The 25,764-nt window shown below is 46.1% G+C and carries 24 protein-coding genes; 2 read left to right on the forward strand and 22 right to left on the reverse strand.

Annotated elements, in window-relative coordinates:
- Window positions 1-50: 50 nt before the first annotated feature.
- The 3 genes from ACTQ50_RS11935 to ACTQ50_RS11945 are packed head-to-tail and all read right to left on the reverse strand — an operon-like array spanning window position 51 to window position 5,721.
- The gene (locus ACTQ50_RS11935) at window positions 51-833 is read right to left on the reverse strand and encodes a hypothetical protein (protein ID WP_441484392.1); all 783 of its coding nucleotides are present in this window, start codon (window positions 831-833) and stop codon (window positions 51-53) included.
- A 12-nt stretch (window positions 834-845) separates the two neighbouring features.
- A complete protein-coding gene (locus ACTQ50_RS11940) occupies window positions 846-2,123 on the reverse strand; it encodes a DUF5716 family protein (protein ID WP_441484393.1) in 1,278 nt (425 codons plus the stop codon).
- Window positions 2,124-2,127: 4 nt separating this feature from the next.
- Window positions 2,128-5,721: a DUF5717 family protein gene (locus tag ACTQ50_RS11945; RefSeq protein WP_441484394.1), complete on the reverse strand. Its 3,594-nt coding sequence runs from the start codon at window positions 5,719-5,721 to the stop codon at window positions 2,128-2,130.
- Window positions 5,722-5,906: 185 nt separating this feature from the next.
- On the opposite strand from ACTQ50_RS11945, the gene sigK reads away from it, so the two are divergent.
- Window positions 5,907-6,527, forward strand: coding sequence for an RNA polymerase sporulation sigma factor SigK (gene sigK, locus ACTQ50_RS11950; protein WP_441484395.1), 621 nt, complete (start codon window positions 5,907-5,909; stop codon window positions 6,525-6,527).
- Between the two features lie 64 nt (window positions 6,528-6,591).
- On the opposite strand, the gene ACTQ50_RS11955 is transcribed toward sigK, so the two are convergent.
- From ACTQ50_RS11955 to mtaB, 9 genes are all read right to left on the reverse strand, one after another.
- The gene (locus ACTQ50_RS11955; RefSeq protein ID WP_441484396.1) at window positions 6,592-7,818 is read right to left on the reverse strand and encodes a peptidase U32 family protein; all 1,227 of its coding nucleotides are present in this window, start codon (window positions 7,816-7,818) and stop codon (window positions 6,592-6,594) included.
- Window position 7,819: 1 nt separating this feature from the next.
- Window positions 7,820-8,467 carry an O-methyltransferase gene (locus ACTQ50_RS11960; RefSeq protein ID WP_441484397.1) on the reverse strand — a complete coding sequence of 216 codons (648 nt, stop codon included), beginning with the start codon at window positions 8,465-8,467 and terminating at the stop codon, window positions 7,820-7,822.
- The gene (locus ACTQ50_RS11965) at window positions 8,464-9,003 is read right to left on the reverse strand and encodes an endolytic transglycosylase MltG (RefSeq protein WP_441484398.1); all 540 of its coding nucleotides are present in this window, start codon (window positions 9,001-9,003) and stop codon (window positions 8,464-8,466) included. Before ACTQ50_RS11965 ends, ACTQ50_RS11960 begins: the two co-directional genes overlap by 4 nt.
- 9 nt (window positions 9,004-9,012) lie before the next feature.
- Window positions 9,013-9,351 (reverse strand): YlbF family regulator, encoded by a 339-nt coding sequence (locus tag ACTQ50_RS11970; RefSeq protein WP_441484399.1) that lies wholly within the window; start codon window positions 9,349-9,351, stop codon window positions 9,013-9,015.
- Window positions 9,352-9,362: 11 nt separating this feature from the next.
- A complete protein-coding gene (locus tag ACTQ50_RS11975; RefSeq protein WP_441484428.1) occupies window positions 9,363-11,219 on the reverse strand; it encodes a ribonuclease J in 1,857 nt (618 codons plus the stop codon).
- A 165-nt stretch (window positions 11,220-11,384) separates the two neighbouring features.
- Window positions 11,385-11,639, reverse strand: coding sequence for a DUF1292 domain-containing protein (locus ACTQ50_RS11980; protein ID WP_441484400.1), 255 nt, complete (start codon window positions 11,637-11,639; stop codon window positions 11,385-11,387).
- On the reverse strand, window positions 11,626-12,075 hold the full coding sequence (gene ruvX / locus ACTQ50_RS11985; RefSeq protein ID WP_226817837.1) for a Holliday junction resolvase RuvX: 450 nt from the start codon (window positions 12,073-12,075) through the stop codon (window positions 11,626-11,628). Before ruvX ends, ACTQ50_RS11980 begins: the two co-directional genes overlap by 14 nt.
- 2 nt (window positions 12,076-12,077) lie before the next feature.
- Window positions 12,078-12,350: an IreB family regulatory phosphoprotein gene (locus ACTQ50_RS11990; protein ID WP_021925017.1), complete on the reverse strand. Its 273-nt coding sequence runs from the start codon at window positions 12,348-12,350 to the stop codon at window positions 12,078-12,080.
- A 171-nt stretch (window positions 12,351-12,521) separates the two neighbouring features.
- The gene (gene mtaB, locus ACTQ50_RS11995; protein ID WP_441484401.1) at window positions 12,522-13,853 is read right to left on the reverse strand and encodes a tRNA (N(6)-L-threonylcarbamoyladenosine(37)-C(2))-methylthiotransferase MtaB; all 1,332 of its coding nucleotides are present in this window, start codon (window positions 13,851-13,853) and stop codon (window positions 12,522-12,524) included.
- 150 nt (window positions 13,854-14,003) lie between these two features.
- On the opposite strand from mtaB, the gene ACTQ50_RS12000 reads away from it, so the two are divergent.
- A complete protein-coding gene (locus ACTQ50_RS12000) occupies window positions 14,004-14,240 on the forward strand; it encodes an HPr family phosphocarrier protein (protein WP_021925019.1) in 237 nt (78 codons plus the stop codon).
- A 174-nt stretch (window positions 14,241-14,414) separates the two neighbouring features.
- Here ACTQ50_RS12000 and thiI read toward each other — a convergent pair whose 3' ends face one another.
- From thiI to ACTQ50_RS12050, 10 genes are all read right to left on the reverse strand, one after another.
- Window positions 14,415-15,596: a tRNA uracil 4-sulfurtransferase ThiI gene (gene thiI, locus ACTQ50_RS12005; RefSeq protein WP_441484402.1), complete on the reverse strand. Its 1,182-nt coding sequence runs from the start codon at window positions 15,594-15,596 to the stop codon at window positions 14,415-14,417.
- A 63-nt stretch (window positions 15,597-15,659) separates the two neighbouring features.
- Window positions 15,660-16,814, reverse strand: a complete 1,155-nt coding sequence (locus ACTQ50_RS12010; RefSeq protein ID WP_441484403.1) for a cysteine desulfurase family protein — start codon at window positions 16,812-16,814, stop codon at window positions 15,660-15,662.
- 3 nt (window positions 16,815-16,817) lie between these two features.
- On the reverse strand, window positions 16,818-17,570 hold the full coding sequence (locus ACTQ50_RS12015) for a 16S rRNA (uracil(1498)-N(3))-methyltransferase (RefSeq protein ID WP_441484404.1): 753 nt from the start codon (window positions 17,568-17,570) through the stop codon (window positions 16,818-16,820).
- Window positions 17,571-17,572: 2 nt separating this feature from the next.
- Window positions 17,573-18,526, reverse strand: coding sequence for a 50S ribosomal protein L11 methyltransferase (gene prmA / locus ACTQ50_RS12020; RefSeq protein ID WP_441484405.1), 954 nt, complete (start codon window positions 18,524-18,526; stop codon window positions 17,573-17,575).
- A 36-nt stretch (window positions 18,527-18,562) separates the two neighbouring features.
- Window positions 18,563-19,255 carry a phosphatase PAP2 family protein gene (locus tag ACTQ50_RS12025; protein WP_441484406.1) on the reverse strand — a complete coding sequence of 231 codons (693 nt, stop codon included), beginning with the start codon at window positions 19,253-19,255 and terminating at the stop codon, window positions 18,563-18,565.
- A gap of 196 nt (window positions 19,256-19,451) precedes the next feature.
- Window positions 19,452-20,639, reverse strand: a complete 1,188-nt coding sequence (gene dnaJ, locus ACTQ50_RS12030; protein WP_441484407.1) for a molecular chaperone DnaJ — start codon at window positions 20,637-20,639, stop codon at window positions 19,452-19,454.
- A 161-nt stretch (window positions 20,640-20,800) separates the two neighbouring features.
- On the reverse strand, window positions 20,801-22,684 hold the full coding sequence (gene dnaK, locus ACTQ50_RS12035; RefSeq protein WP_441484408.1) for a molecular chaperone DnaK: 1,884 nt from the start codon (window positions 22,682-22,684) through the stop codon (window positions 20,801-20,803).
- A 195-nt stretch (window positions 22,685-22,879) separates the two neighbouring features.
- Window positions 22,880-23,530 carry a nucleotide exchange factor GrpE gene (gene grpE / locus ACTQ50_RS12040; protein ID WP_441484429.1) on the reverse strand — a complete coding sequence of 217 codons (651 nt, stop codon included), beginning with the start codon at window positions 23,528-23,530 and terminating at the stop codon, window positions 22,880-22,882.
- A gap of 28 nt (window positions 23,531-23,558) precedes the next feature.
- Window positions 23,559-24,599, reverse strand: coding sequence for a heat-inducible transcriptional repressor HrcA (gene hrcA / locus ACTQ50_RS12045; protein WP_441484409.1), 1,041 nt, complete (start codon window positions 24,597-24,599; stop codon window positions 23,559-23,561).
- A gap of 378 nt (window positions 24,600-24,977) precedes the next feature.
- A complete protein-coding gene (locus tag ACTQ50_RS12050; protein WP_441484410.1) occupies window positions 24,978-25,520 on the reverse strand; it encodes a TIGR00730 family Rossman fold protein in 543 nt (180 codons plus the stop codon).
- Between the last annotated feature and the right edge of the window lie 244 nt (window positions 25,521-25,764).

Raw genomic sequence — 25,764 nt, forward strand, 5'->3', positions numbered from 1 at the left:
AAAGTGAATCTGTCAATATAGTTTTTTAGAAAAAAAGAAACACAGGTCCATCATGAACCTGTGCTCCTATGATACTCTCCCGTCAGCTTCTCCAGCATTTCATCTGTCTTCCCTGGCTTTATGCTGATCTCTTTTTTCTGTGTAAATTCATCCAGCGCCTTTTGCAGCGTATTTTTTACCTCCTCAGACACCTTCAGCTCCTTCAATCTGTTCTCATACTCCTGCGGCTTCTTCACACTGCGGTAAGCAAGCAGGTAACAAACCAGCTCTTTCTCATCGCTCTCTGTAAGAAACGCCTCCCAGAAGCACTCCATAGCCTTCTCCATCTGGAAAAGATAGCTGTACGCACATCCAAGATTGTGCCAGATACTCATGGTCAGCCCTGGCTTCACCTGATCCAGCCCCTCTTTTTTCAGAAGCTGCTGATATACCTTGATGGCACTTACATACATCTTATTCTTCACCAGGGCATCTCCCTTTTGCTTTTTCCTAAGGATCGGGAACTCCTGATCCAGCTTTGAAAGCTTCACGTTTAAGCTCTTTAATTCCTCATAAGTCAGATAATTGATCTCCTTAAACACCGGATACAGCACATCCTCTGCGCTTGCAAACTTGCCAAGGTGAGGGCGCAGCTTGGCCGCCAGCCTGGGCAGGTCCAGCTCCTCGCTGATCCAGGTACAGAGAGTTTCATTTATAATAGAGGCATCCACCAGATAAAGATTGTGGTACAAAAAGTAGCAAAGCTCCTCCAGCGAATAAATATTGGTATTGATGCTCTCCACAAAAAACGGCTTATCCGCCTTCTTTGTCTGACATAAAATATAACCGCTCATCTTCTGCCTCCTTTACCACTCCACCAGTTCGTCCCAGACCCTGCCGCTTGAAGGGAACATTTCCCCGAAGCCAAGATCCTTTACTACAACCCGGCATTTCTTCTGTGACACATAGGCAAGAGACAGCGACAGCCTTGTGGTCTTATTGGGGCGCTCCGGAAGTCCCGGCAGTCCCATGATCACCTTCTTTTTCTGCTTCTCTCCAAAGGTTCCCACAACAAAAACAAGCTCTGTGGTATCATCCAGGATCAGCTCGCATCCAGCCTTACATTCGTACCAGTTCTTTCCAGCCTCGATCAGCGGATAATAAGCCGGAGCTCCCATCACCCGCATCTCCATTCCCACATCCTTCAGAACAAGTGCAGGACTCATATAGCGGTAGCCCTTCAGGATCTTATCCTCCAGCCTTTCTTTGCCAGCTGCACAGGCTCCCTTTGCAAAAAGATTATTTCCATAATAAACCTTTCTTCTCTGCATGCAAAGGCTTCCAACAGACAACTTGGCCCACTCCGGGCTGAATCCATATCCTGTGATCTGGATACTGGAAAAAAGTCCGGTTCCAAGAGTTTCCTTCACAAAGTCACGAAAAGCTTCATCCCTTGCTTCTACCGCCTTTTCACCCTCTTCCTCAGGGGCTGTAAGAGATGGCAGAACTGTGGTCTTCGGCTCTTCCAAACGCACCAGAACCGGTCTTGTGCTTCCGTCCATTGTAAGCTGCTGAAAGCTTACCGCATCCTGATCAAAGGAGTACCAGCCAATGCTGCGGTTCCAGGTCTCTCTTTTCTGGGTAAGGGAATAGTAATAAAAGCTCTCCCCATGGTCCATCAGCATATACTGCTCCTTGCGAAAGCCAATGGCTTCACAGGCTTTTTCCATATTTTTTACCTGGGTATCCTCAAGCTCCGGGCTTGTGATCACCAGACACTTTGTATTTTTTACAATGTCTGCCACTCCAAGGAATTTCAGCATTCCTTCCAGATAAACCTGAAGCAGCTCCCATGGCTTTACCTGCTCTCCTAGGATCTGCACACTTTCTTCCTTCTTACAGATCCCATACAGGTCATCCACCATCTGACCGCCCTTTTCCCTGGCAAAATAGACTGCCTCAAGACCGATGGTATATTCTTTGTGCTCCCCTCGTCTGCAGATACAGGTAGGCGCCTCATATTCTTCGGAACCAACCTTCATAGACACGGAACAGGGTTCCTCCCCTTTCCGGTCATAATAGCAGATCTGGGAATATTCTTTTCCAAAATCAATTCCTATGATCAAATCACGAATTTCGTTCATATATTCAGTCCTCTTCTGTAATGACAAACATTTCTTTCACATACTGCTCCTGGCGGAGATACTGTTTCAGTCCCTTTTTCACTTCGCCATGCTTATCCAGCTTTCTTGCAGACAGGATCTGGTTCAGCATCTGGTATTTGCTGAACGGCGTACCCTCTACCTTGCTCATGCTCAGCACACGCTCCGGTGTTTTTTTGCTCTGACCGTCACATTCCTCCAGGAAATAGTAATGCAGGGTTTCCCCATAAAACATAGTAAATGGTCTGGTAAAAATACCCTCATACACATTCTTAAGGGGTTCTGTCTTGTACTCCAGTGCCCTTCCAAGTCCCGTATCCAGGGCATATACAAGCGTCACCTTCGCATCCGGACTGGTATGATATTCCACACATGTTTTGTCATCCATCTGATACAGGCTTAAGATTTCCGGCGGAAGCCTGTGGAAGAAAGAAAATACCATTTCTTTTTCCATACACAGTTTCAGAAGATCCCTCTCTATGGAAAGAAAAGCCTCTTTTCTGCTCTTCTCCTTGGAAAGCTCCTTGAACAAAGCCAGGTGGCACACCTGATCCACTGGCCATTTCTGCATATAAGCATTTATCAGACAGTTTTTCACAAAAGGACTCATGGTATATTCTTTTACAAAAATACCATAAGATACATGTGTCAGATATCCGCTTACGATCCACTCCCTTCCGGAATGGCGGATATAGGATTCCAGCACATGCTCCCCTTCCTTGCGGTAATCCGTGGTAAACATCAGCAACTGAAGGATCTTTTCCTCCAGGTCATAGGTATCCAGTTCAAAGCCCACTGCACTTTTCCAGATAGCAAACATCTCATCCACAGGTCCGAAACGGTACTTCATCAGATACGTAAGGATCACTTCATCATAAAATCCATTTCTGTACACATCGGAAGCCAGGGCCAGAAGTTCCTCATCCTCCAGCATATCGCAGCGCACGATCATACGGCTGACCAGCTTTAACAGGCTTCGCATATCCACGCCTTCGTATCCGAACTCTTCCACAATGGACTGGGCCTGGGAAAAGAGACCGCGGCTGATCAGGACCACCAGAAGCTTCTCTCTGTCCACCCGGGCATATTCCCGGTAATCCATCTGCTTTAAGTACTGGTCCAGATCTTCCCCATACACATGGGCAGCATAATAATCCAGGATCCTGCGGCGCACCTTCTGCTTGTATTCTGCGCCAAAAGCAGCGGATTCTACCAGCCTCTGGAAAATATCCAGATTGTCCTTATCCAGCTCATGGCTTTCGCAATAGTGAAGAAGAATACCAGGCTCTGTCACACCAAGGGACAGCACCTTCCGCACTGCTTTTTCCTCATCCATGGTCTTTTTCAGACTGTAATCTACTGTAGCGCTGTATCTGCGCTGCTTCTCATCCTGGAAAAGGATGGCAGCGTCTTCTGTATAAATCCTCGGATATGCCACGCCCTGAACGCAGGTATACAGTTCCTCCTGCTCCATCTGGCTGTGACGCACGATCACGTAACGGACCTTTTTGTCATCAAAATAAAGTCTGTGGGTAAACATCTTCTGGGCAAAGGAATCTGCAGCTTCCTTTGTGCGGGGCTCCATAAGGAACTCCTGGTACAACACAGCATAGCTCTCGTTCATCTTGCCCTCAGAGAGCTTTTTCTTCGCAAACTCCCGCATGCTCTGCACATAGCGCTCATATGCTGTCGGCTCTTTCTCCTTGTTTGCAATAATACAGGAGTAGATAAAGGCCCGCTTGGAATCTCCCAGAGAATCGCTGTTATAAGTAAAGTACATCAAAAGCGCCTTGGGAAGTTCAATTCTTCTGGAGGTATCCATGGTCTCCACATAGTACTCATAAAGTCTGGTAAGGCGAAGTCCATGCTCCACTGCCCGGGAAAACCAAGGAAAATATTCCGGTTTTCTTGGGTTTCCCTTCATCACATATTTGCAGATCGCTTCTAAGGTATCATCAGAAGCATACTGGTCATACCCCTTTGTCATGGCATAATAAATGCTCTCGTTATAGTCTTTCTCGTATCCGGAAAGATATGCAAGGCGCATCACCAGCTCCTCGGTAAGAAGATTTCTTCTTGCAGCGAAACGGAACACCTGTCCCCAGAAGCTGTTCAGCCTGTGAAGAAGTGTCATATCCTTGCAGATGATCTTCCATGCTTCCAGATAAAGGAATGGACTGCGGCAGCCTTTGTCAAACTGTTCTTCCAGCACAAACAGGGCCTTGGAAGGTGTCTCCTTGTATGCAGGATCCAGTTTCAGAAGGATCCACAGCAGGACAAAGCTGTCACTTTTTTGCATATAAAAATTGCGGATTCTGGATAAAGCATGAACCTTATCCTTATATAAACCGGTCAGCGTACACAGATACAGGTAAATTCCTGCGAACTCCAGGTCATCTCTTGTGTAAGATTTGTCCTGGTAGCTCTCCAGAAGCTTCCTGGCATCCTCGTGATGATTCTCCATATACAGAAGAAAGGCCTCATACATCTGATGTTCCGGATAATCGCAGCCTGTCTGGTGCAGCTGGTTCAGGGTATAATGGCTGCTTGCACACCATGTAGAAAAATCCATCCAGCCATTTGCCGCCGGGTTATCCCTTCCAGGAAGGCAGCTTGCCACAGCTGTCTCATAGCAAAGATAAGCCAGACAATCACGTAAAAGCTCCAGCTTGCTCTTCTCCTGTGCAATATGGATGTCCACATCCAGCTTGCCGCTTGTGGAGGCTACAATGGTATAGGCAAGCTCCTGATAAGGACTTTTGATCACAATCTTGCCGAACTGGTTCCCATTTCCAAGCTTTTCTTTGTGAACCAGATATTCCACTTCATAGTGGCTGCCGATAAAATCCTCGTCTGTAACAACCTTCCGGGGAACCTCAAGGAAGTCCCCTACGGCTTCCACATCAAGACGCAGATGTCCCCATCCACTTCTCTGGATATAGAAAGATTCCTTTACAGAATCGCTTAGTTCATAGTATTCCTTGCCTAGGTCTCTGGCACTGATGGTCACTTTCTCTTTCTTGCCGGCGGCGATGAGAAATTCTTCCAGATGCTGGTAAGTCACCGGCTGTCTGGACAAGCCCTGATAAAGAGTCTGGATCTTCTTGTCCTCTTTCTCCAGGATTCTTGCGAAGCTTGCCTCCTTAAAAATGCGGAAAGCCTCCTTAAAATCATCCTTCGCAATCTTTACAAACCCGTCCAGATCTTCCACAACACCGGAAAAACTGCGGATCTCTTCTTTTTCAATTTCTATTTCAAATGGAAGACGTGCTTCTCCTACATTTGTTGTAAAACACAGCCATCCCTTCAGACTGTCCCCAGGAGCAAGTCCCACAGTGTCAATGCCAAAAGGAAGGCGCACTGTAGTCCCGGAAATATGGTCCATGCCCGGCACCAGACGGCGGCTGGAAGAGGTTACATAACCGCAGATCTTCTGGTTGTCCTCTGTTCCCACATAGACTTCTCCCCGCTTCGTCTCCCCTGCCTTCATGGTTAGGGCGATCTTCTCCTTGGAAAAAAGAAGCTGTGGCTGTTCATATTCAAACTTTCCGTTTAAAAGCTGTTCGATCTTTTTTTTCAAAATCATTCACCTTACGTCTTTCGTTTTCTTCTGCTGTACGGATACAGCAACATTCTTTCGACTCTGTGTTTATTATAATGATTTTCCCCATTTATTTCAATGTAAATTGTGAAAAAGAATATTGCCAGGCACTTAGAGCCTGTATTTTTCATAGACTATATAGAAATCCCCTTTGAGGTAGCGATTTGAAGACATTTTTGAAACCTTTGACAATGGCCGAGGAGCAGTATTATCTTCAGCAGTACCAAAGGGGCGATATGGAAGCAAAAAATATTCTCATAGAACGCAATCTGCGGCTTGTTGCCCATGTGGTAAAAAAATATCAGGGAACGGATGTGGAGCTGGATGATCTGATCTCCATTGGCACCATCGGACTTATGAAAGCAATCTCCACCTTCGATTCCACCAAGACAGCAAGGCTGTCCACCTATGCCGGGAAGTGTATCAACAACGAATTGCTTATGTTATTCCGTTCACGAAAAAAGCATTCCCGGGAAATATCGCTGTATGAGCCTATCGGCACAGATAAAGAGGGAAATGAGATCAGTCTTCTGGATGTGATGGAAGGCCCAACTGTAGATGTTGTGGAGGAATATTCCACCCGGGAAGACATCCGTCATGTACTGGATTCCATGAAAGCGGTGCTGTCCCCAAAAGAATATGAAGTAATCTGCTGCCGCTTCGGGCTTTTTGGCCGCAGGGAACAGACACAGCGGGAAATCGCCCGGCATCTTCACATCAGCCGTTCCTACGTTTCCAGAATTGAAAAAAACGCCCTGCAAAAACTGCGGACGCTTTTTCCTTAAAACGGGGGTAAAACACGCTCTGCGAGTTTTACCCGTTGGTTATTTTTCTGATTTGCTCACAGACTTACGCTTCACTGCGGCGGAGAATATCGTAAACCTCTGCACCGCCGCCGAGATCTACGAACAGCTTCTGCTGGGGATGGGGAGCGCTTTCTACGGAATTGCCCTCCTCATCATAGATTGCCTTCACCGGTACCAGAAGATTGGTTCCGTCCGGCTTCATGATCTCAATGGTCTCTCCCACGGTGAACTTGTTCCTCTGTGTGATCTGCACATAGCCTCTCTCATCCACTGCTTCTGCAAATCCCAGATAGGTATATCCCTTCTCGTAGGTATTGTTGTCATAGATCTGCGCTTCTTCGCTTGGCTTGCCGTAGAAGAAGCCAGTTGTAAATTTACGGTACGTACAGCCAGCGATCTGCTCCTGATACCAGGACATATTTGCCTGGTATTTGGCTGGGTCTTCCAGGTAATCGTCAATGGCCTTGCGGTAAGTACGCGCAACAGTGGCTACATAAAGAGCTGTTTTCATACGTCCCTCGATCTTCAGGCTGTCGATCCCGCTGGTGAGGATGTCGTCCATATGCTCGATCATGCACAGATCCTTGGAGTTGAAAATATAGGTGCCGCGCTCATTCTCATAAACAGGCATATATTCTCCTGGTCTTGATTCCTCTACAATGGAATATTTCCAGCGGCATGGATGTGTACAGGCTCCCTGGTTTGCATCCCTTCCTACCAGGTAATTGCTGAGCAGGCAGCGGCCGGAATAGGAAATACACATTGCTCCGTGAATGAAGGTCTCAATCTCCATATCATCCGGAATATTGGCACGGATCTGGCGTATTTCCTCCAGGGAAAGCTCACGGGCAGTTACCACACGCTTCGCTCCAAGCTGATACCAGAAACGGTAAGTCTCGTAATTGGTATTGTTAGCCTGGGTACTGATGTGGCGCTCGATCTCCGGACAGATTTCCTTTGCATAGGTGAAGATACCTGGATCTGCTATGATCAGGGCATCTGGCTTTAGTTCCTTAAGCTCTTTTAGGTATTCCCTTACTCCGGCCAGATCGTAGTTATGCGCAAGAATATTCACTGTCACATAGACTTTTACACCATGCTCATGGGCAAATGCAATTCCCTGGGCCATTTCTTCCTTTGAAAAATTACGGGCTTTGGCACGAAGTCCAAAAGCTTCTCCTCCGATATAAACAGCGTCTGCTCCGAACACCGTGGCAATCTTCAAAACTTCAAGACTGCTTGCCGGAACTAATAATTCTGGTTTACGCATATCATTCCTCTTTCTTTACACTGATGGATGCCCCGTCTCCCAAAGGAAGTATGGAAGTCTCCAGCAGCGGATTGTGTTTCAGTTCATAGAGATACTGACGCATCCGCTTGTAAATCGTACGGTTGCGCCGCTCTACAAGATAATGGGATTCAATAATGTCTCCTTCCTGAAGAACATTGTCAGAGACAAGAATGCTTCCCTTATGCATTAATCTTAACACATCCGGCAGCCAGTTAATATACTGCCCTTTGGCAGCATCCATAAAAATAAGATCATAGGTTTCATCCAGTTCTTTCAGGATCTCGCCTGCATCCCCGGTAAGAAACCGGATCTGGGATTCCCGTCCCGCCTTTTTGAAATTCTCCCGGGCAATGGGAATCCTTTTCTCATAATTCTCAATTGTTGTTATCTTCAGATTCTCAGGTCCGTATTCACACATCAGCAAAGTGGAAAAACCAACTGCAGTTCCCACCTCCAGGATCTTCTCCGGACGGGTGGCTGCCAGGAACATTTTCAGAAAGCTCTGCATTTCCTTGCGGATAATAGGAACTCTTCCTGCAAGTGCTTCCTTCTCCAGTTCTTCCAGAAAGGGAGTATTCCCCATATCAAGAGAATTGATGTACGTACGCATCCTTTCCTCAACGATCACTGTCCGGACTCTCCTTCCACTGCAGCTCCATCAGCTGCCTGCGTGTCAGCTGTACCATCTGCATTCTGGGTATCAGCTACATCGGTTCCTGCATCTGTAGTCTGGGTATCGGCCGCCGTATCAGCAGCACCAGTATCCTGTGTGACACCGGTCTGCTCCTCATCCCCGGCAAGGATTCCCATAATACGCGTAGGGGTGTATGCAGTACTTAACAGATAGGTTCCAGCCTTCATTTTCCCCTTGTATGTAGAAAGTTTCTCCTGTGCATAGAACACCAGGCTGTCCTCGATCAGTCCCTTGCTCTTTAGGATCTTGGCTACCTCATAGGTGGATGAGCCTTCCGGAATCACAACTGTCACTTCCTGTCCAGCTCCCGGGCTGACAGCCTGCTGGTTAAAAACATTGTAACCGAACTGATACGCTGACTTGCCGATCCAGAAAACCAGCACTGCAACACAGACGTAAAAAGCAGTACGAAAAATTCCGCCGGCTACAAAAAGCCCTGCCTTTCCCACCTGATCTCTTGTATTACCCATGCTTCCTCCTTATAATTCAGGGATATCCAGATCAATCCCCTCTGTAAGTGTTTTGCAGATCTTCTGCATCAGCTTGCAAAGTGCAAGCTCTGCGTCAAGAAAAGCATTTACAAGGGGATCGCTGCGAAGCTCCCTGGATTCTCTGTTGAGCTGCTCCGTTACCCGGAACAGCTCATCTCTGTTTGCTTCATTCTGTAATCGGAAATTGTTTCCTCTGAACGCATTCACACGGTCCATCAGTTCCGGGTTCTCCTTCAGAAGATCTCTGTATTTCACAAATTCCTGATACTCTTCACTGCCTCGTACAGCCGCCAGAAGGGCGTCTATACACTCTTCCATCTCGTTCATTGTGCCTTTCCTTATGCCTCCATAATGATCGGAAGGATCATCGGACTTCTCTTGGTGCGTTTCCATACGTAGTCGCTCAGTGCATCCTTTACAGCTGCCTTGATCTTGCTCCAGTCTGTAATGCCTTTATCCAGACAGCCGTCAAGAGCCAGTTCCACAACCTCTCTTGCATGATCCATAAGATCCTCGGACTCTCTTACATATACAAAACCTCTGGATACAATATCCGGTCCAGCCAGCACCACATTGCTGTGTCTCTCCAGTGTCATGACAACGATCATAATACCATCTTCGGAAAGATGCTGTCTGTCGCGAAGTACGATATTTCCAACATCACCTACTCCAAGACCATCTACCAGGATCGCACCGGTGTGTACGGAGCCGGTAACAGCAGCACTGTTCTCATCAATCTCCAGAACATTTCCGGATTTCAGGATAAAGATATTATCATTGGAATATCCAAGCTCCTGAGCCACCAGCTTCTGGGCTGTAAGGTGACGGTATTCTCCATGTACCGGGATCGCATATTTCGGCTTCACCAGAGAGTAGATCAATTTGATCTCTTCCTGGCAGGCATGTCCGGATACATGTGCATCCTGGAAAATAACCTTGGCGCCCTTCATTGAAAGCTCGTTGATAACCTTGGAAACAGCCTTCTCATTGCCTGGGATCGGATGAGAGCTGAAAATAATGGCATCATTTGGCTTGATGGTGATCTTCTTATGAATATTGGCTGCCATACGGGAAAGAGCTGCCATAGATTCACCCTGGCTTCCAGTGGTGATCAGTACCAGCTGTTCATCCGGATAATTCTTTACCTGGTCGATCTCGATCAGTGTCTGATCCGGAACACGCAAATATCCAAGCTCTGCGGCAGTGGTGATAACATTTACCATACTGCGGCCTTCTACAGCAACTTTTCGTCCAAAACGGTATGCCGTGTTAATGATCTGCTGCACACGGTCCACATTGGAAGCAAAGGTTGCGATAATGATTCGTGCTGTCTTATATTCATTAAAAAGATTATCAAAAACATGACCTACTGTACGTTCAGACATGGTAAAGCCTGGACGTTCTGCATTTGTGGAATCACACATAAGGGCCAGAACCCCTTTGCGTCCGATCTCTGCAAATCTCTGCAGGTCAATGGCATCGCCAAATACCGGTGTATAATCCACTTTGAAATCGCCTGTGTGTACCACAATTCCAACTGGTGAATAAATAGCCAGAGCAGATGCATCCTGAATACTGTGATTGGTCTTAATAAATTCAATGGCAAAGTCACCAAGATTGATCACCTGACCGTGTTTTACCTCTTTTAACTTGGTGCTCTTAGTCAGATTATGCTCTTTCAGCTTGTTGCTGATCAGCGCAAGTGTCAGCTTGGTAGAATAGATCGGTGCATTTACTTCCTTCAGCACATACGGAAGTGCTCCGATATGATCCTCATGTCCATGGGTGATCACAAATCCCTTTACCTTGGAAATATTCTCTTTCAGATAAGTGATATCCGGAATTACAAGATCGATTCCCGGCATATCATCTTCCGGAAAGGCAAGTCCGCAATCCACTACTACTATACTATCTTCATACTCAAAAGCTGTAATATTCATTCCGATCTGTTCCAGACCGCCCAGTGGGATGATCTTCAGCTTGGAGCCGTTGTTATTCTTACGAGGTCTCTTTAAAGCAGTTTTCCCCTGACTGCGGAACTGTGGCTTATAATTGCCCTTCGCCGGTCTGCCTTCCTGAGAACTCTTCTGTCCATCTTTCTTCGGCTGTGCCTTATATCTATAATTTTTATGTCTGAAATTCGGTTTTCTTGTTCCGTTTCCGGCTGCCGGAGTCTTTTGCCCATTGTTGTTCATTTCATTTTCCGTCTTCAATCAATCCATCCTCCATTTTTGCGCACTTTACCCTCCAGACGGGTTACAATTTACTGGTAACCCAAACGTTCTTCACGGTACAGGATAAAGCGTCTTTTTTAGTTACGGCCATTGTTCGGCCTGCGTAAGGAGCTTACTGCCAGATCATTACACTTCAAGATCCACGTCATCCAGCATCTGTTCAAACACCTTGGAAATTGCAACCAGTTCCTCATCATCCTCTACCATCTCGTAGCTGGCTTCCTCGCTTCCCTCTTCGGAAACATCCTTCATAATGTAGGCATTTGCCTCATCATCCTGGGAATCTGAAACCAAAAGGTAGGTAATTCCTGCAACTGTTGTCTGTTCTTCCACAAAAAATTCTATAATCCCGTCCTCGGATTGAAATTTAATTTTCTCCATTATTTTCGTCCTTATTCATATTCATTCTGTCCAGGTATCCCTGTAAGATCAAAACCGCTGCCATCTGATCGAGAAACTGCTTCCGATTCTCACGTCTGACACCAGTCTCCATCAAAGTCCGCTCCGCTTCCGCTGTAGTCAGTCGTTCATCCCACATCACAACAGGCAGGCCAGTTCTCTTCTCCAGTTTTTCTTTAAACTCAAGAGATTTCACCGCCCGCTCGCCGATGGTATTATTCATATTCTTCGGATATCCAAGGACAATACGCTCTACCTGATATTCCGAAATCAGTTCTTCGATCCGCGCCATAGTCTGACGAAGCTTATTCTCCTGCTTACGCCAGACTGTCTCTACACCTTGTGCGGTCAATCCCAGTGGATCACTGACGGCAACGCCCACCGTCTTGGAACCGTAATCTAATCCCATTAACCTCATAATCAGTATTCCCAGGATCTGTTCTTAATATACTCGGTCAGCAATTCCTCAACAAGTTCGTCACGCTCAACCTTCATGATCATGCTTCTGGCGCCCTTATGACTGGTGATATAAGTAGGATCACCGGACATAATATAGCCTACGATCTGATTCACCGGATTATAGCCTTTTTCTTCCATTGCGTTATAAACCAGGTCCAGGATTTCTTTTACCTCAAGCTCCTGATCTGGTTTTGTTCTGAAATATTGTGTACTTCCCAGATTATTTTCTGCCATTTTTCTCACGTCCTTACGATTATTTCTTTTTTATTTTAATATAATTGCGAGTAAATTACAATCCTAATTTTGCAGAGGTTTCCTTTTTGCCTCTTCCTATGTTACTGTTCACTCCGCTCACAGCAACACGCTTCGCGGAATATTACCTGCAAACAGTAACCCTCCCATTCTTTACAGGATCTTGATTTCTTCTCCCAGCAAAACATGTGGCTGCAAAGCCTTTTGGGCCTTCACTGCCAGAATATCATTAACACCATATTCCCCGCTCTTTGGTACTGCTACCTTCACATATTCCCTGGAATGTCCCAGATAATATGTTTTTCCTTCAATGTCCACTTTCTCCTCCAGAAGCACCTCCAGACTCTTTCCAAGAAGGGAATCCTCATATTCGGTGGCCCGGATCTGATGTAGCTCCAGCATTTTATCACTTCGCACAGCTTTCTGTGCCTCTGTCAGCTGGCCGGACATGGCGGCAGCCTTGGTTCCATGGCGGCGGGAATACTTGAAAATATGGGTCTCATAGAAATGGATATCCTTCACAAAATCATAGGAAGCCTGGAAATCCTCTTCTGTTTCCATTGGGAAACCAACGATCACATCTGTGGTTAACGCTGGATTTCCGAAGTATTTGCGGAGAAGCTCACATCTTTCTTTATACTCTGCGCTTCTGTATCTTCTGTTCATCCGCTCCAGAGTGCTATCGCATCCGCTCTGCAGGGAAAGATGAAAGTGTGGGCAGACCTTTGGCATGGAAGACAGCTCTTTTGCAAATTCTTCTGTTACAATTCCAGGCTCCAGGGAACCAAGACGGATCCGCTGGATTCCTTCCACTTCATTTACGGCCTGGATCAGGGAAAGCAGGGTCTCCTTTTTCTCATCTTTAAAGTCCACTCCATAAGAGCTGAGATGGATTCCCGTGAGCACCACTTCCTTATATCCTGCTTCTGCAAGCTTATGCACTTCTTTTAAAATATTCTCTTTTTCCCTGCTTCGCACACGGCCTCTTGCATAGGGAATAATGCAGTAAGTACAAAACTGGTTGCAGCCATCCTGTACCTTAATATAGGCACGCACATGCTCAGCTGTACGGCTGATCTCCAGTTCTTCATATTCCTTTGTCTGGTTGATCTTGATAATATGGGCCTGACGCTGATGCTCTTTTTCATACTCTGCCAGAACTTCCACAATGTTCTTCTTCTGGTTGTTTCCAAGTACCAGATCCACGGCTTCGTCCTTTTCCAGTTTTCCCTCATCCGTCTGCACATAGCAGCCTGTGGCTACCACTACGGCGCCAGGATTCATTTTTTTTGCTTTGTGAAGCATCTGGCGGGATTTGCGGTCTGCAATATTTGTGACCGTACAGGTATTTATCACATAAACATCAGCTCCTGGCTCAAAAGACACGATCTCATATCCCGCCTGCTCCAGAAGCTGCTGCATAGCTTCCAGTTCATAAGAATTTACTTTACATCCAAGATTGTGTAATGCAACCTTTTTTTTCATTCTTTCCTCCATAACTTGTAAACTTTTTATACAATTTCACTAATTCTATTGCCAATTTTTCTCTTTTTTCACCTTGACTTTTATTCGGGCTACAGGTAATATGGGTACTGTAAAGCAAACCACTAACTATTCAAGGGAGGTTATATCACAATGAAAACAGCAAAAATCTCACTTAACTCTATCGATAAAGTGAAAGCATTCGTAAACGAGATCAGCAAATTTGACTGCGACTTCGACCTGGTATCCGGAAGATATGTGATCGACGCTAAGTCTATCATGGGCATCTTCAGCTTAGATTTATCCAAACCGATCGACCTCAATATCCATGCTGATGGAGCTGCTCTTGACAGCGTTATGGAGATCATCGACAAATATACAGTTGAATAATGAAATATTCGATTGTGTGAGGGACTGTTCGCAGTTCCTCTTTTTTTGCTTATAAAACATCCCCGTCCAGCCAGCCAAGATCACTGGATCTTTCCTGTTCATATCCTCTATAAAGGTACCGAACGCTTTTGGCTGGCACAGGACGGGGAAATATGCATCTACAATTTTCTCTTTTTACTGGATCTCGATCACTTCGGTTGTGCTAAGTGCCACTTCCATCAGCTCATCAATCTTCTCAGCCAGCTTTTCTTCTGATTTGCGGATCACATTCAGATTTGGCTTTGTAACCGGATGCTTGGCAACAAAAATGGTACAGCAGTCTTCATACGGAAGTACGGAAGTATCATAAGTTCCAATCTCCCAGGAACGCTCTACGATCTCCTGCTTATCAAAGCCGATCACCGGACGGTATACCGGAAGTGTGCAAACCTCATTGGTAGCTGCAAGGCTCTGTAAGGTCTGGCTGGCAACCTGTCCGATGCTCTCACCTGTGATGAGACCGAGACAGTTGTCCTTCTTTGCAAAATGCTCGGCAATCCGCATCATGTAGCGGCGCATAATGATGGTAAGCTCATCATGTGGGCACTGATCGTAAATGTAAAGCTGGATATCGGTGAAGTTTACTACGTGAAGCTTGATCGGTCCGCTATATTTTGCTACCAGCTTAGCCAGGTCTACAACCTTCTGTTTCGCACGCTCACTGGTATATGGCGGAGCATGGAAATAAACCGCTTCGATCTTAACGCCGCGCTTGGCGATCATATATCCGGCTACCGGGCTGTCAATTCCGCCGGAAAGAAGCAGCATGGCTTTTCCATTGGTTCCAACCGGCATTCCGCCAGGTCCCTTGATGCTCTTGGAATATACATAAATCTTCTCACGGATCTCAACGGAAACAGTAAGCTCTGGCTGGTGTACATCCACCTTTGCCTCCGGGAAAGCATCCAGAATGCTCTCTCCGATCCTTGCACTTACTTCCATGGAATTTACCGGATAAGACTTCTTGGCACGTCTTGTATATACCTTAAAGGTTCCATTATAGTCCGGATGTACATTCTTCATGTACTCCACAACATCAGCGCGCATCTGCTCAAAACCGTTGTCCTCATAGATCACAACCGGGCAGATGTAAACGATACCGAATACGGTCTTTAATGCTGCTACAGCCTCGTCAAAATCATATTCCTCCGGGCAGAATACATAAACACGTCCCTGCTCCTTCACAACGCGGTAGTCGCCCTCGATCTTGGAAAGGGCAATGTTCATCTGCTTCACCAAGGCATCTTCAAACAGATAACGGTTCTTGCCCTTGATGGCTATTTCTGCATATTTTATTAAAAATGCGTGAAATATCATTTATTTTCCTCCTCAACTTAAACTTTTATGGATTATTTCCTAATTCTATTATCCAACACTATATCAGTGTCTGGAATATCTCCGAAGCATGGGAAGCACCTGTCCGATCACTTCCAATGCATAATCCACTTCCTCAAATGTATTTTCCTCTGAAAAACTGAATCTCAGGGTACTTTCTCTCTGAGCAGCCTCCATTCCCATTGCGCTTAAGGTTCCGGCTGCTTTTCTCTTATGGCTGGAGCAGGCACTTCCAGCAGATACGTAAATGCCCTTTTCCTCCAGAGTATGAAGCAATACCTCGCTTCTCACGCCCATAAAGCTGGCGCTTAAGATCTGCGGCGCTCCTTCCCGCAGCTCCATTCCATTAAGGCGAACATCCGGCAGTTTCAAAAAGCCTTCTGCCAGGCGCTCTTTCAGCTGGTACATATGCTCGATTTTTTCCTCAAAACCGGTATAAACCATCTTGGCAGCCACTCCAAGTCCGGCAATTCCAGGTACATTGTCTGTACCGGAACGCATGCCTGCCTGCTGGCCGCCGCCTAAAATCTGGGGCTGAACCTTGGCTTTCTCATTGACGTATAAGAATCCAACCCCCTTAGGGCCATGGATTTTGTGGCTGCTTACGGAAAGCATGTCGATTCCCAGCTTCTTTGGATAAATACGGTATTTGCCAAATGCCTGGATCGCGTCTACATGGTAAAGAGCCTTCGGGCTTTTCTCATGGACTAATTTGGCGATTTCTTCCACAGGCATCGCAGCTCCAACCTCATTATTTACATACATGGTGGACACCAGAATCGTATCCGGGCGCAAAGCCTTCTCAAGGGCATCCAGCCGCACCACGCCTCTGTGATCTACCGGCACGATCGTCACCTCGTACCCCATCTGCTCCAGGCGCTCCACAGGCTGTCCCACAGCCGCATGCTCCACAGAAGTGGTGATAATGTGGTTTCCGCTTCTTTTATTTGCATCCGCTCCGCCGAACAGCGCCAGGTTATTGGACTCTGTTCCGCCGGAGGTGAAAATGATCTCTTTTTCATTTACTTTCAGGATTCTGGCAAGTGTCTGCGCAGATTCACGGACATACTTCTCTGCTTCCACACCTTTTAAATGCATTGCGGAAGGGTTTCCAAAATCCTCTGTCATTGTTTTTACTACGATCTCTGCCACCTCAGGATAACATCTTGTGGTAGCAGAGTTATCAAAATATGCTTCCATTTCTTACTCGTCCTCTTTTTCCAGCAAAAACATGAGTACAGAAAGCATGGTCATGCCTGCTGTCTCTGTACGCAGGATTCTTTTGCCCAGGGTAACCGGCTTCGCGCCAGCTTCCATGGCATCTTTCACTTCTTCCTCTTCAAAGCCGCCTTCCGGACCGATAAAAACGCCCACAGACTGTCCTGGCTGGATTACCCCCAGGATCTCCCGTGTCTCCTTCATGCCCTTTGCAAGCTCATAGGGAATGAGGAGCACGTCCAGCTCTTTTGCAAGGGCAAGTGCCTCCTTCCAGCTCATCACATTCTTCACTTCCGGGATCAGCATACGCTTGGACTGCTTGGCTGCGCTCTCGGAAATCTGCTGCCATCTGGCTGCCTTCTTCTGGGCTTTCTTTGCATCCAGCTTCACCACGCAGCGCCTGGTCTCAACCGGGACAACAGCATAAGCACCAAGCTCCACAGCCTTCTGGATGATCAGTTCCATCTTGTCCCCCTTTGGAAGTCCCTGAAACAGATAGATCCGGCTTGGGAGCTCATACTGGGGCTCCTGGACATACAGAATGTGAAGAACTGCGCAGTCCTCCTGAAACTCTTCTATGGTACAGTGATACTCTTTCTCACCGCCGTCACTGATCCACACATCCTCACCAATGCGCATGCGCAGAACGTTTTTCATATGGTTCAGGTCCGGACCTGTAAGGGTAATTCTGTGTTCTTCTTCCTGAACCTGGTAAGGTTCCACAAAAAAGCGCTGCATAATTATTCCTTTCTGGCTGTTACAGATACCCACTCTCCCTGATGGGTTACCTCAACCAGCTGAAGTCCGGCATCCTTTACGGCCTGAACAACCACTTCTTCCTTCACATCCAGGATTCCGGAGGTGATGTAGTAAGCGCCTTTTTTCATCTGATCTACAATGACAGGTGTAAGCGGCACCAGTACATCTGCCAGAATATTAGCTGTTACAATATCATATTTCTCATATCCAACGGTGTCCTGAACCTCTTTGTCATCAATGATATTTCCAATGAGCATATCAAAGGTCTCATCCTTGATATCATTTGCTTCTTTATTATCTGCTACGGCCGGGATTGCACATGGATCAAGGTCCGTTCCCACAACATGGGCTGCGCCCAGCTTCAGTGCTACAATTCCAAGAATACCGCTTCCGGTTCCCACATCCAGCATCTGAGTGTCTTTTGTTACAAATTTCATCAGCTGACGGATCACCAGCTGGGTAGTCTCGTGCATTCCAGTTCCAAAAGCGGTGCCAGGATCAATGTGAAGGATCATTTTATCCTTATCTTCTTCCTTCACTTCCTCCCAGGACGGAACAATGAGAATATCATCTACATAGAACTGATGGAAATATTCTTTCCAGTTGTTAATCCAGTCCTTATCCTCTGTCTGGGATTCGGTAATGGTACCCTCTCCGATGTCCATGTATCCGCGCACTTCCTCAAGGACTGCACGTACACGGGCAAGAACAGGCTCCACTTCTGTATCTTCTTCCAGATAAAAATTCAGATAAGCGATTCCGTCATCAGCCGGACCTTCCGGCATAATATCCACAAACATCTGCTCTTTATCAGTCTCTGTCAGGGGCTGTTTATCCTGGATTTCCACGCCCTCAACGCCAACATCTGCAAGGGCAGAAATGATCACGTCTTCTGCTTCAGTCTTCGTTTTAATAGTAAAGCGGTTCCACTTCATACTCTTTCTCCAATCTTTTATAAAAATCTATAGTTACTATAATGTCTGATTCTTTTTCCCCCGGTCAAAAATCCGGTATACCCAGTTGTGCCGCTGTCCGCTCTGGTAAAATCTCCAGAAAACTTCTACCAGAACCAGCGCCGCAATGGCATCCACAATGTAATGCTGCTTCAGCACCTGGGTCGAAATTATGATCAGCACTGCAAACACCAGGGAAAATTTCTGATACCATTTGGGTACCTTTTCTGATCCAGCCACGCCCCGCCAGCACATCCAGCTCACATAGCAGTGAATAGATGGGAAAAGATTAGAAGGACTGCTTCCTCCATCCAGGGAATAAACCAGTAAAAGGATTTTCTCCGAAATAGTATTCCCGGCAATCTCTGGCCGTATATTGGTAGTGGGAATCAGGATAAAACATATAAAACAAATAAAATGTATGGTCAGATCCGTGGCAACGAACCGATAAAACAGATCCTTGCCCCGTCTTGCTGCCAACACATAGCCTGCTGCCCAGAAGGGAAATGCCAGAATATAGAACCACACAAATACAGGCAGTAAGGGTACTGCCCTGTCAAATGCCGTTGTAAAATCATAGTGATACCTGCCAGCAGTAAGTGCGCTGCTTCCCCAGTAGATCAGGCAGTTTACTGCCAGAATCGCTATTAGAGGTGGAAGCGACCACCCGGGAATGTATTCCTTTAGCAGTTCTTTTTTCCTCTTTGTCAAAGCAAAACTCCTTTCCGGATTCTTGCGGTGTCACAGCATTACTGCTCTCTTTATTCACGAAACGCCTCGCACAACCTTACCAGTGAGCAGCAAACACCCGTGACCTTAGGGCTACTCTTTAATATACAATAAGTAACAAAAAAAGAAAAGAGGATATCTCCCCTTTTCTTTATTCTTTTATGGAAAACCTACGTTTTTATTCTTCAAATGTCTCTTTTAATTTGTCCATGAAGCTCTTTTTCTTCTTTTCAGACTTCTCAGCCCCATCACTGTCACCACTTGCCGGACGGTTGCCGCAGGCTTCATCAAACTTCCGAAGAGCCTCCTTGGCTTCCTCGTTTAAGTTGGTCGGTACCTGAACAACAAGTGTTACATAGTGGTCACCACGGACATTCTTATTGCGAAGAGACGGAACCCCTTTGCCCTTCAGACGGATCCTGGTATCTGTCTGGGTTCCTGGCTTCACTTCGTAGAGAGTCTCACCGTCTACTGTATTCAGTTTGATCTCACCGCCAAGTGCTGCCTGCGCATAAGTGATCGGTGCGGTAGAATAAATATTCATATCCTGTCTCTGGAAGATCGGATGGCGTGCTACATTTACCTCTACCAGCAGGTCGCCTCTTGGACCACCGTTTGTGCCAGGCTCGCCTTTATCACGGATACGGATACTCTGGCCATTGTCAATACCAGCTGGAATTGATACTTTGATCTTCTTACGGTTGGAAACGTAACCAGTACCGCGGCAATCCGGACATTTATCCTTAATGATCTTACCGGTACCATGACAATCCGGGCAGACCTGCACATTACGCACCATGCCGAACATGGACTGCTGGGTGTAAACGATCTGTCCTTCTCCATTACATTTCGGACAGGTGACCGGTGAAGTACCAGCTTTGGCTCCAGAGCCGTGGCAGGTGGTACATTCATCCTTCAAAGTGATCTCAAGCTCTTTTTCACAGCCAAATACAGCGTTCTCAAAGGTGATGTTCACACGTGCACGTAAGTTTGCGCCCTTCATAGGACCATTGTTGGCACGTCTGCGGCTTCCACCGCCTCCGAACAGGTCTCCGAAAATATCTCCGAAGATGTCACCCATATCTGAACCGGAGAAATCAAAGCCGCCGAAGCCGCCTGCTCCGCCACCGCCGCCGTTTTCAAAAGCGGCATGACCAAACTGGTCGTACTGTCTTCTCTTGTCCGGGTCACTTAAGATACTGTAAGCTTCTGTTGCCTCTTTAAATTTCGCTTCAGCTTCCTTATCTCCCGGATTTACGTCGGGATGATACTTCTTGGCAAGCTGACGATATGCTTTTTTTAATGTAGCCTCATCAGCGTTTTTATCAACGCCTAAGACTTCATAGTAATCTCTTTTATCAGCCATGATTTCTTTCTTTTCCTAACTTTTTGTATTTGGTTCTCTTACGGAAAAGCGCTCTAACATGCTCTCCCTGTAATATGTCTTCTACCACCACTGCCCGGTCATGAATCATGGCCGGGCTGCAGTTTCATGTTCCAAGTGTTGGAACTCAATTATCTATTCAATTAAACCTCTTTGTAATCAGCGTCTACAACATCATCGCCGTAGCCTGCTTCGTTACCGCCCTGGGAAGTTCCTCCCATGTCCGGTCCTGGGCCAGCCTGGCCAGCGCTGCCCTGTGGGTTCTGTGCCTCATACATCTTTGCGAAAAGCTTCTGGGCACTTTCCATCATCTTCTCCTGAGCAGCTTTGATCTCAGCAACCTGAGCATCGCCGATCTCATCTGTGTTTGCATATTTTGCAAGGATGTCTTTTAACGCATTTAAGTCAGCCTCTACAGAAGCCTTGTCATTTGCATCGATCTTATCTCCTGCTTCTTTCAGTGCATTCTCAACCTGGAATACCATGGAGTCTGCATTGTTCTTTGTATCAATTGCCTCTTTACGTTTCTTATCCTGAGCCTCGAACTCAGCAGCTTCTTTAACAGCTTTGTCGATTTCAGACTCAGACATGTTAGAACCAGCTGTGATTGTGATGTGCTGCTCTTTGCCAGTTCCAAGATCCTTAGCAGATACATTTACAATACCGTTTGCATCGATATCGAATGTAACCTCGATCTGCGGAACACCACGACGTGCTGGCGGGATTCCATCCAGACGGAACTGTCCAAGGGACTTGTTGTCTTTCGCGAACTGACGCTCACCCTGTAATACGTTGATATCTACAGCTGTCTGATTGTCTGCTGCTGTAGAGAAGATCTGGCTCTTCTTGGTCGGGATTGTTGTATTTCTCTCGATCAGACGAGTTGCGATACCACCCATTGTCTCAATGGACAGGGAAAGTGGTGTAACATCAAGAAGAAGGATGTCACCGGCACCAGCCTCACCAGAAAGCTTACCACCCTGGATAGAAGCACCAAGTGCAACACACTCATCTGGGTTCAGGGCCTTGCTTGGCTCTTTGCCTGTCAGCTGTCTTACTTTATCCTGTACAGCCGGGATACGTGTAGATCCACCAACCAGAAGTACCTGGCCAAGATCAGCAGCTGTAAGGCTTGCATCAGAAAGTGCACGACGAACCGGCTCTGCTGTCTTCTCAACAAGATCATGTGTAAGTTCATCAAATTTAGCTCTTGTAAGGTTCATATCAAAGTGCTTCGGTCCCTCAGCAGTTGCTGTGATGAATGGCAGGTTGATATTGGTTGTTGTTGCAGAAGAAAGCTCTTTCTTAGCTTTCTCAGCAGCTTCTTTCAGTCTCTGAAGAGCCATCTTGTCGTTGCTTAAGTCAACGCCCTCTGTTCTCTTGAACTCAGAAAGCATGTAGTCTGTGATTCTCTGGTCAAAGTCATCACCACCAAGACGGTTGTTACCAGCTGTTGCAAGAACCTCGATAACTCCATCACCGATCTCGATAATGGAAACATCGAATGTACCACCACCAAGGTCATAAACCATGATCTTCTGCTCTTTCTCATTGTCAAGACCATATGCAAGAGCTGCTGCTGTAGGCTCGTTGATGATACGTTTTACATCAAGGCCTGCGATCTTACCAGCATCCTTGGTTGCCTGACGCTGAGCATCGTTGAAATATGCAGGAACTGTGATAACTGCTTCTGTAACAGACTCTCCAAGGTATCCCTCAGCGTCTTTTTTCAGTTTCTGAAGGATCATAGCGGAAATTTCCTGTGGGGAATATTTCTTGTCGTCGATTGTTACACGGTAATCTGTACCCATCTCTCTCTTGATGGAGGAGATTGTTTTCTCTGCATTTGTTACAGCCTGACGTTTTGCAGGCTCACCTACCAGACGCTCACCTGTCTTTGTAAATGCTACAACAGATGGTGTTGTTCTGGATCCTTCTGTATTTGCGATAACGGTTGGCTGTCCACCTTCCATAACAGCTACACAGCTGTTTGTTGTACCTAAGTCAATACCAATGATTTTTCCCATGATAATTTTCCTCCTGTTTAAAAATCTATGGTTACTGTTCACTACGTGATCAGTAACCGCTTCGCGATGCACAGAAATCATGCATTCGCATGATTTCGCGCTGCAATTCTCGGGTTTTCTGTAAACTTTGTTCACAAAAAACACCTCGCGGAACGCTACCAGTGAACAATAACAATTTATATTCTGTTTTAGTACTTAATTGGCTACCTTAACCATGCTGTGTCTTACAACGAAATCCTTGTAGGTATATCCCTTCTGGAATTCCTCTACGACGATGTTCTCGCCGACGGATTCGTCTTCCACATGCATGACTGCATTGTGCAGATTTGGATCAAATTCCTTGCCTACAGCTTCGATTGGCTTCACACCCATCTCATCGAAGGCTGTCATCATCTGCTTGTATATCATCTTCATACCTTCTGCAAATGGATCTTCCTCAGGTGCCTGTGCAAGGCCTCTTTCGAAGTTATCCACGATTGGAAGCATCTTTTCAACGATGTCCTTGGCGCCGATGATGTACATGCTGGATTTCTCTTTCTCCGTTCTTTTACGGTAGTTGTCGAACTCAGCCATGCTGCGCTTCAGTCTGTCTGTAAGCTCCTCGATCTGCTGTTCAAATTTATCTTTTTCTTTTTTCTTCTTGCCGAAGAAAGAAGTTTTTGTCTTAGATTCCGGTTCCTTCTGGGATTCTTCCTCCTGAGCTGGCTGCTCAGTTTCTTCTGCCTGGGCTGTCTCTTCGGAAGCTTCCTCTTCTGCTGTCTGGGCTGTATCTGCTGCCTCTTCTTCACTTCCGTCGGTTACCGGAATGTCAACTGCTTCTTCCTGTACTTCGGCTTCTTTATTCATTTCTTCTGACACGCTTTCAACCGCCTTTCTAGGTTTTCTTATTTACCATTTCATCAAGCTGGACTTTTAATTTCTTTAAGCTGTCCACTACATTCTCGTAATCCATTCGCTTGGGACCAATGATTCCGATTGTTCCCCGCATTCCATCGCCCAGCTCGTAAGTAGCTGTGACCACGCTGCAGTCCTTCATGGTACGTACCGGAACTTCATCTCCGATGTATACCTGAACTCCTGTGTTCTGGGGATCTCCCATTTCCTCACGGACCATATCCGCAAGTTCCTGCTTATCCTCAAAGGTGGAGATCAACTCACTGGCCTTGGATGTATCTGCCAGCTCTGGATACTTAAATATGTTGGTCGCTCCCGATGTATATACCTTCATATCTTCTTCATCCACATGAATGGTAGCTGCAACTGCGTCCAGCACATCTGCAACCACACCGCTGTGGCTTCCAGCCTGTTCTTTCAATCTGGCGATCATGCCAAGATTGATGTCCTGGATCGGAACACCGTTCAGATTGGTGTTAAGAAGAAGATTCAGCTTCAGGATCGTCTGATCATCCATCTCCTCTTCAATATTAATGATCTGGTTCCGGATGACATTGCCTTCACATACAACTACAGCGATCAGCTGGTGTTCATTGACACGTGAAAGCTGAATGAACTTCAGGGTGCTTCCTTTATACTGAGGAACAGCAACCATGGTCGCATAGTTGGTATTCGTGGCAAGAACCTTGGCTACCTGCTTCAATACCTTATCCATCTTGTCTGATTTCTCAATCATCAGATCACGGATTTCTGCGATCTCGGCTTCCTTCTCCCTGGTAAGCTCATCTACATAAAGGCGATAGCCTTTATCGGATGGAATTCTTCCGGCTGAGGTGTGGGGCTGTACAATGTAACCCATATCCGTCAGGTCGGACATCTCATTTCGGATGGTAGCGGAGCTGACATTCAAGTCCGGATACTTGGAAATGGTTCTGGAACCAACCGGCTCTCCTGTTTCCATATAAGTCTTGATGATTGCTTTCAGTATTTTCCGTTTGCGCTCATCTAATACTTCATCCATGAAATATCTGCTCCTTTCTGAAAAGCGGACGGTCAAACCTGATTCTGATTCCCGTCTGGCTTCTTCGAATTCCTTTGTTAGCACTCATTATTTAGGAGTGCTAACATCTATGTTCTTAAGATACACCTCAGTATTCCGTTTGTCAATATTTTTTACAAATTTTTTTCATCTTTTTTGATAGTTTTTACCTTAAACTTAAATCCATCCAGCTAAAATACAAATCAGTTAAGGCTATTGTTCACTCTGTTCGCAAAACACCCTTCGCGGAATATTGCCAGGAGACCGTAACAGATATAGCACATTCTGTCAGTTTTGCCTTATCACTCACGAAAAAAAGATGTCATGGAAATTTTTCCTCTGACATCTTTCTTCTGTTTATTACTTCCTATAATTTTCCAAATAATCTAAAACCTCTTCCGGATCATCCAGAAATACCACCAGATCCAGCACAGAAGGATCCATGAATTTTTCTTCCGCTGTATACTCCAGCAGGGCTTTCATCTTATTATAATATCCATCAATGTTATACAGTACAATAGGACGGTCAATACGCTTCAGGCTTTTTAAGGTAAGAATCTCGAAAAACTCTTCATAAGTGCCGATTCCTCCAGGAGTTACAATGGTAGCTTCTGATTTTTCCTCCAGAAGCTTCTTGCGTTCCCTCATATTCTCTGTAAAAATAAATTCCGTGCATTTCTCATATAAAACTCCCGGCTGGTCAAAAAAACGGGGAGCGATTCCAAGTATGTACCCCTTCTCTGCTGCCACGCCTCTGGCTGCTGCCCCCATCATTCCTGTGGCTCCGCCGCCAAACACCAGCCCGTGACCTCTTTTTCCCATTGCTCTTCCAAGCTCTTCTGTTTTTTCATAATAAATATCTTTCAGCAAGGCACTTGACGCACCGTATACACAAATATTCAACCTGTTATCCCCCTTATTTTTATCTCAAACTCCCAAGTTTCCACTTTTCCCTTCAAAGATAACGCATAATCCTTCGTTCTGTCAATGGGGCCTGGTTTAAATCTTCCAGAACAAGCATTCGATTTTGTACTGTACTTTTATATGTGGGGATGATATACTAAGATAAATAGAAAATATGAGTAATATTTACACTGGCAACAAAATAAATGGAAACTATCGAATGAACGTAACAAAAACAAGTGCA

The sequence above is a fragment of the Blautia sp. Sow4_E7 genome (genome assembly GCF_052116245.1).
Classification (GTDB): Bacteria; Bacillota; Clostridia; order Lachnospirales; family Lachnospiraceae; genus Blautia_A.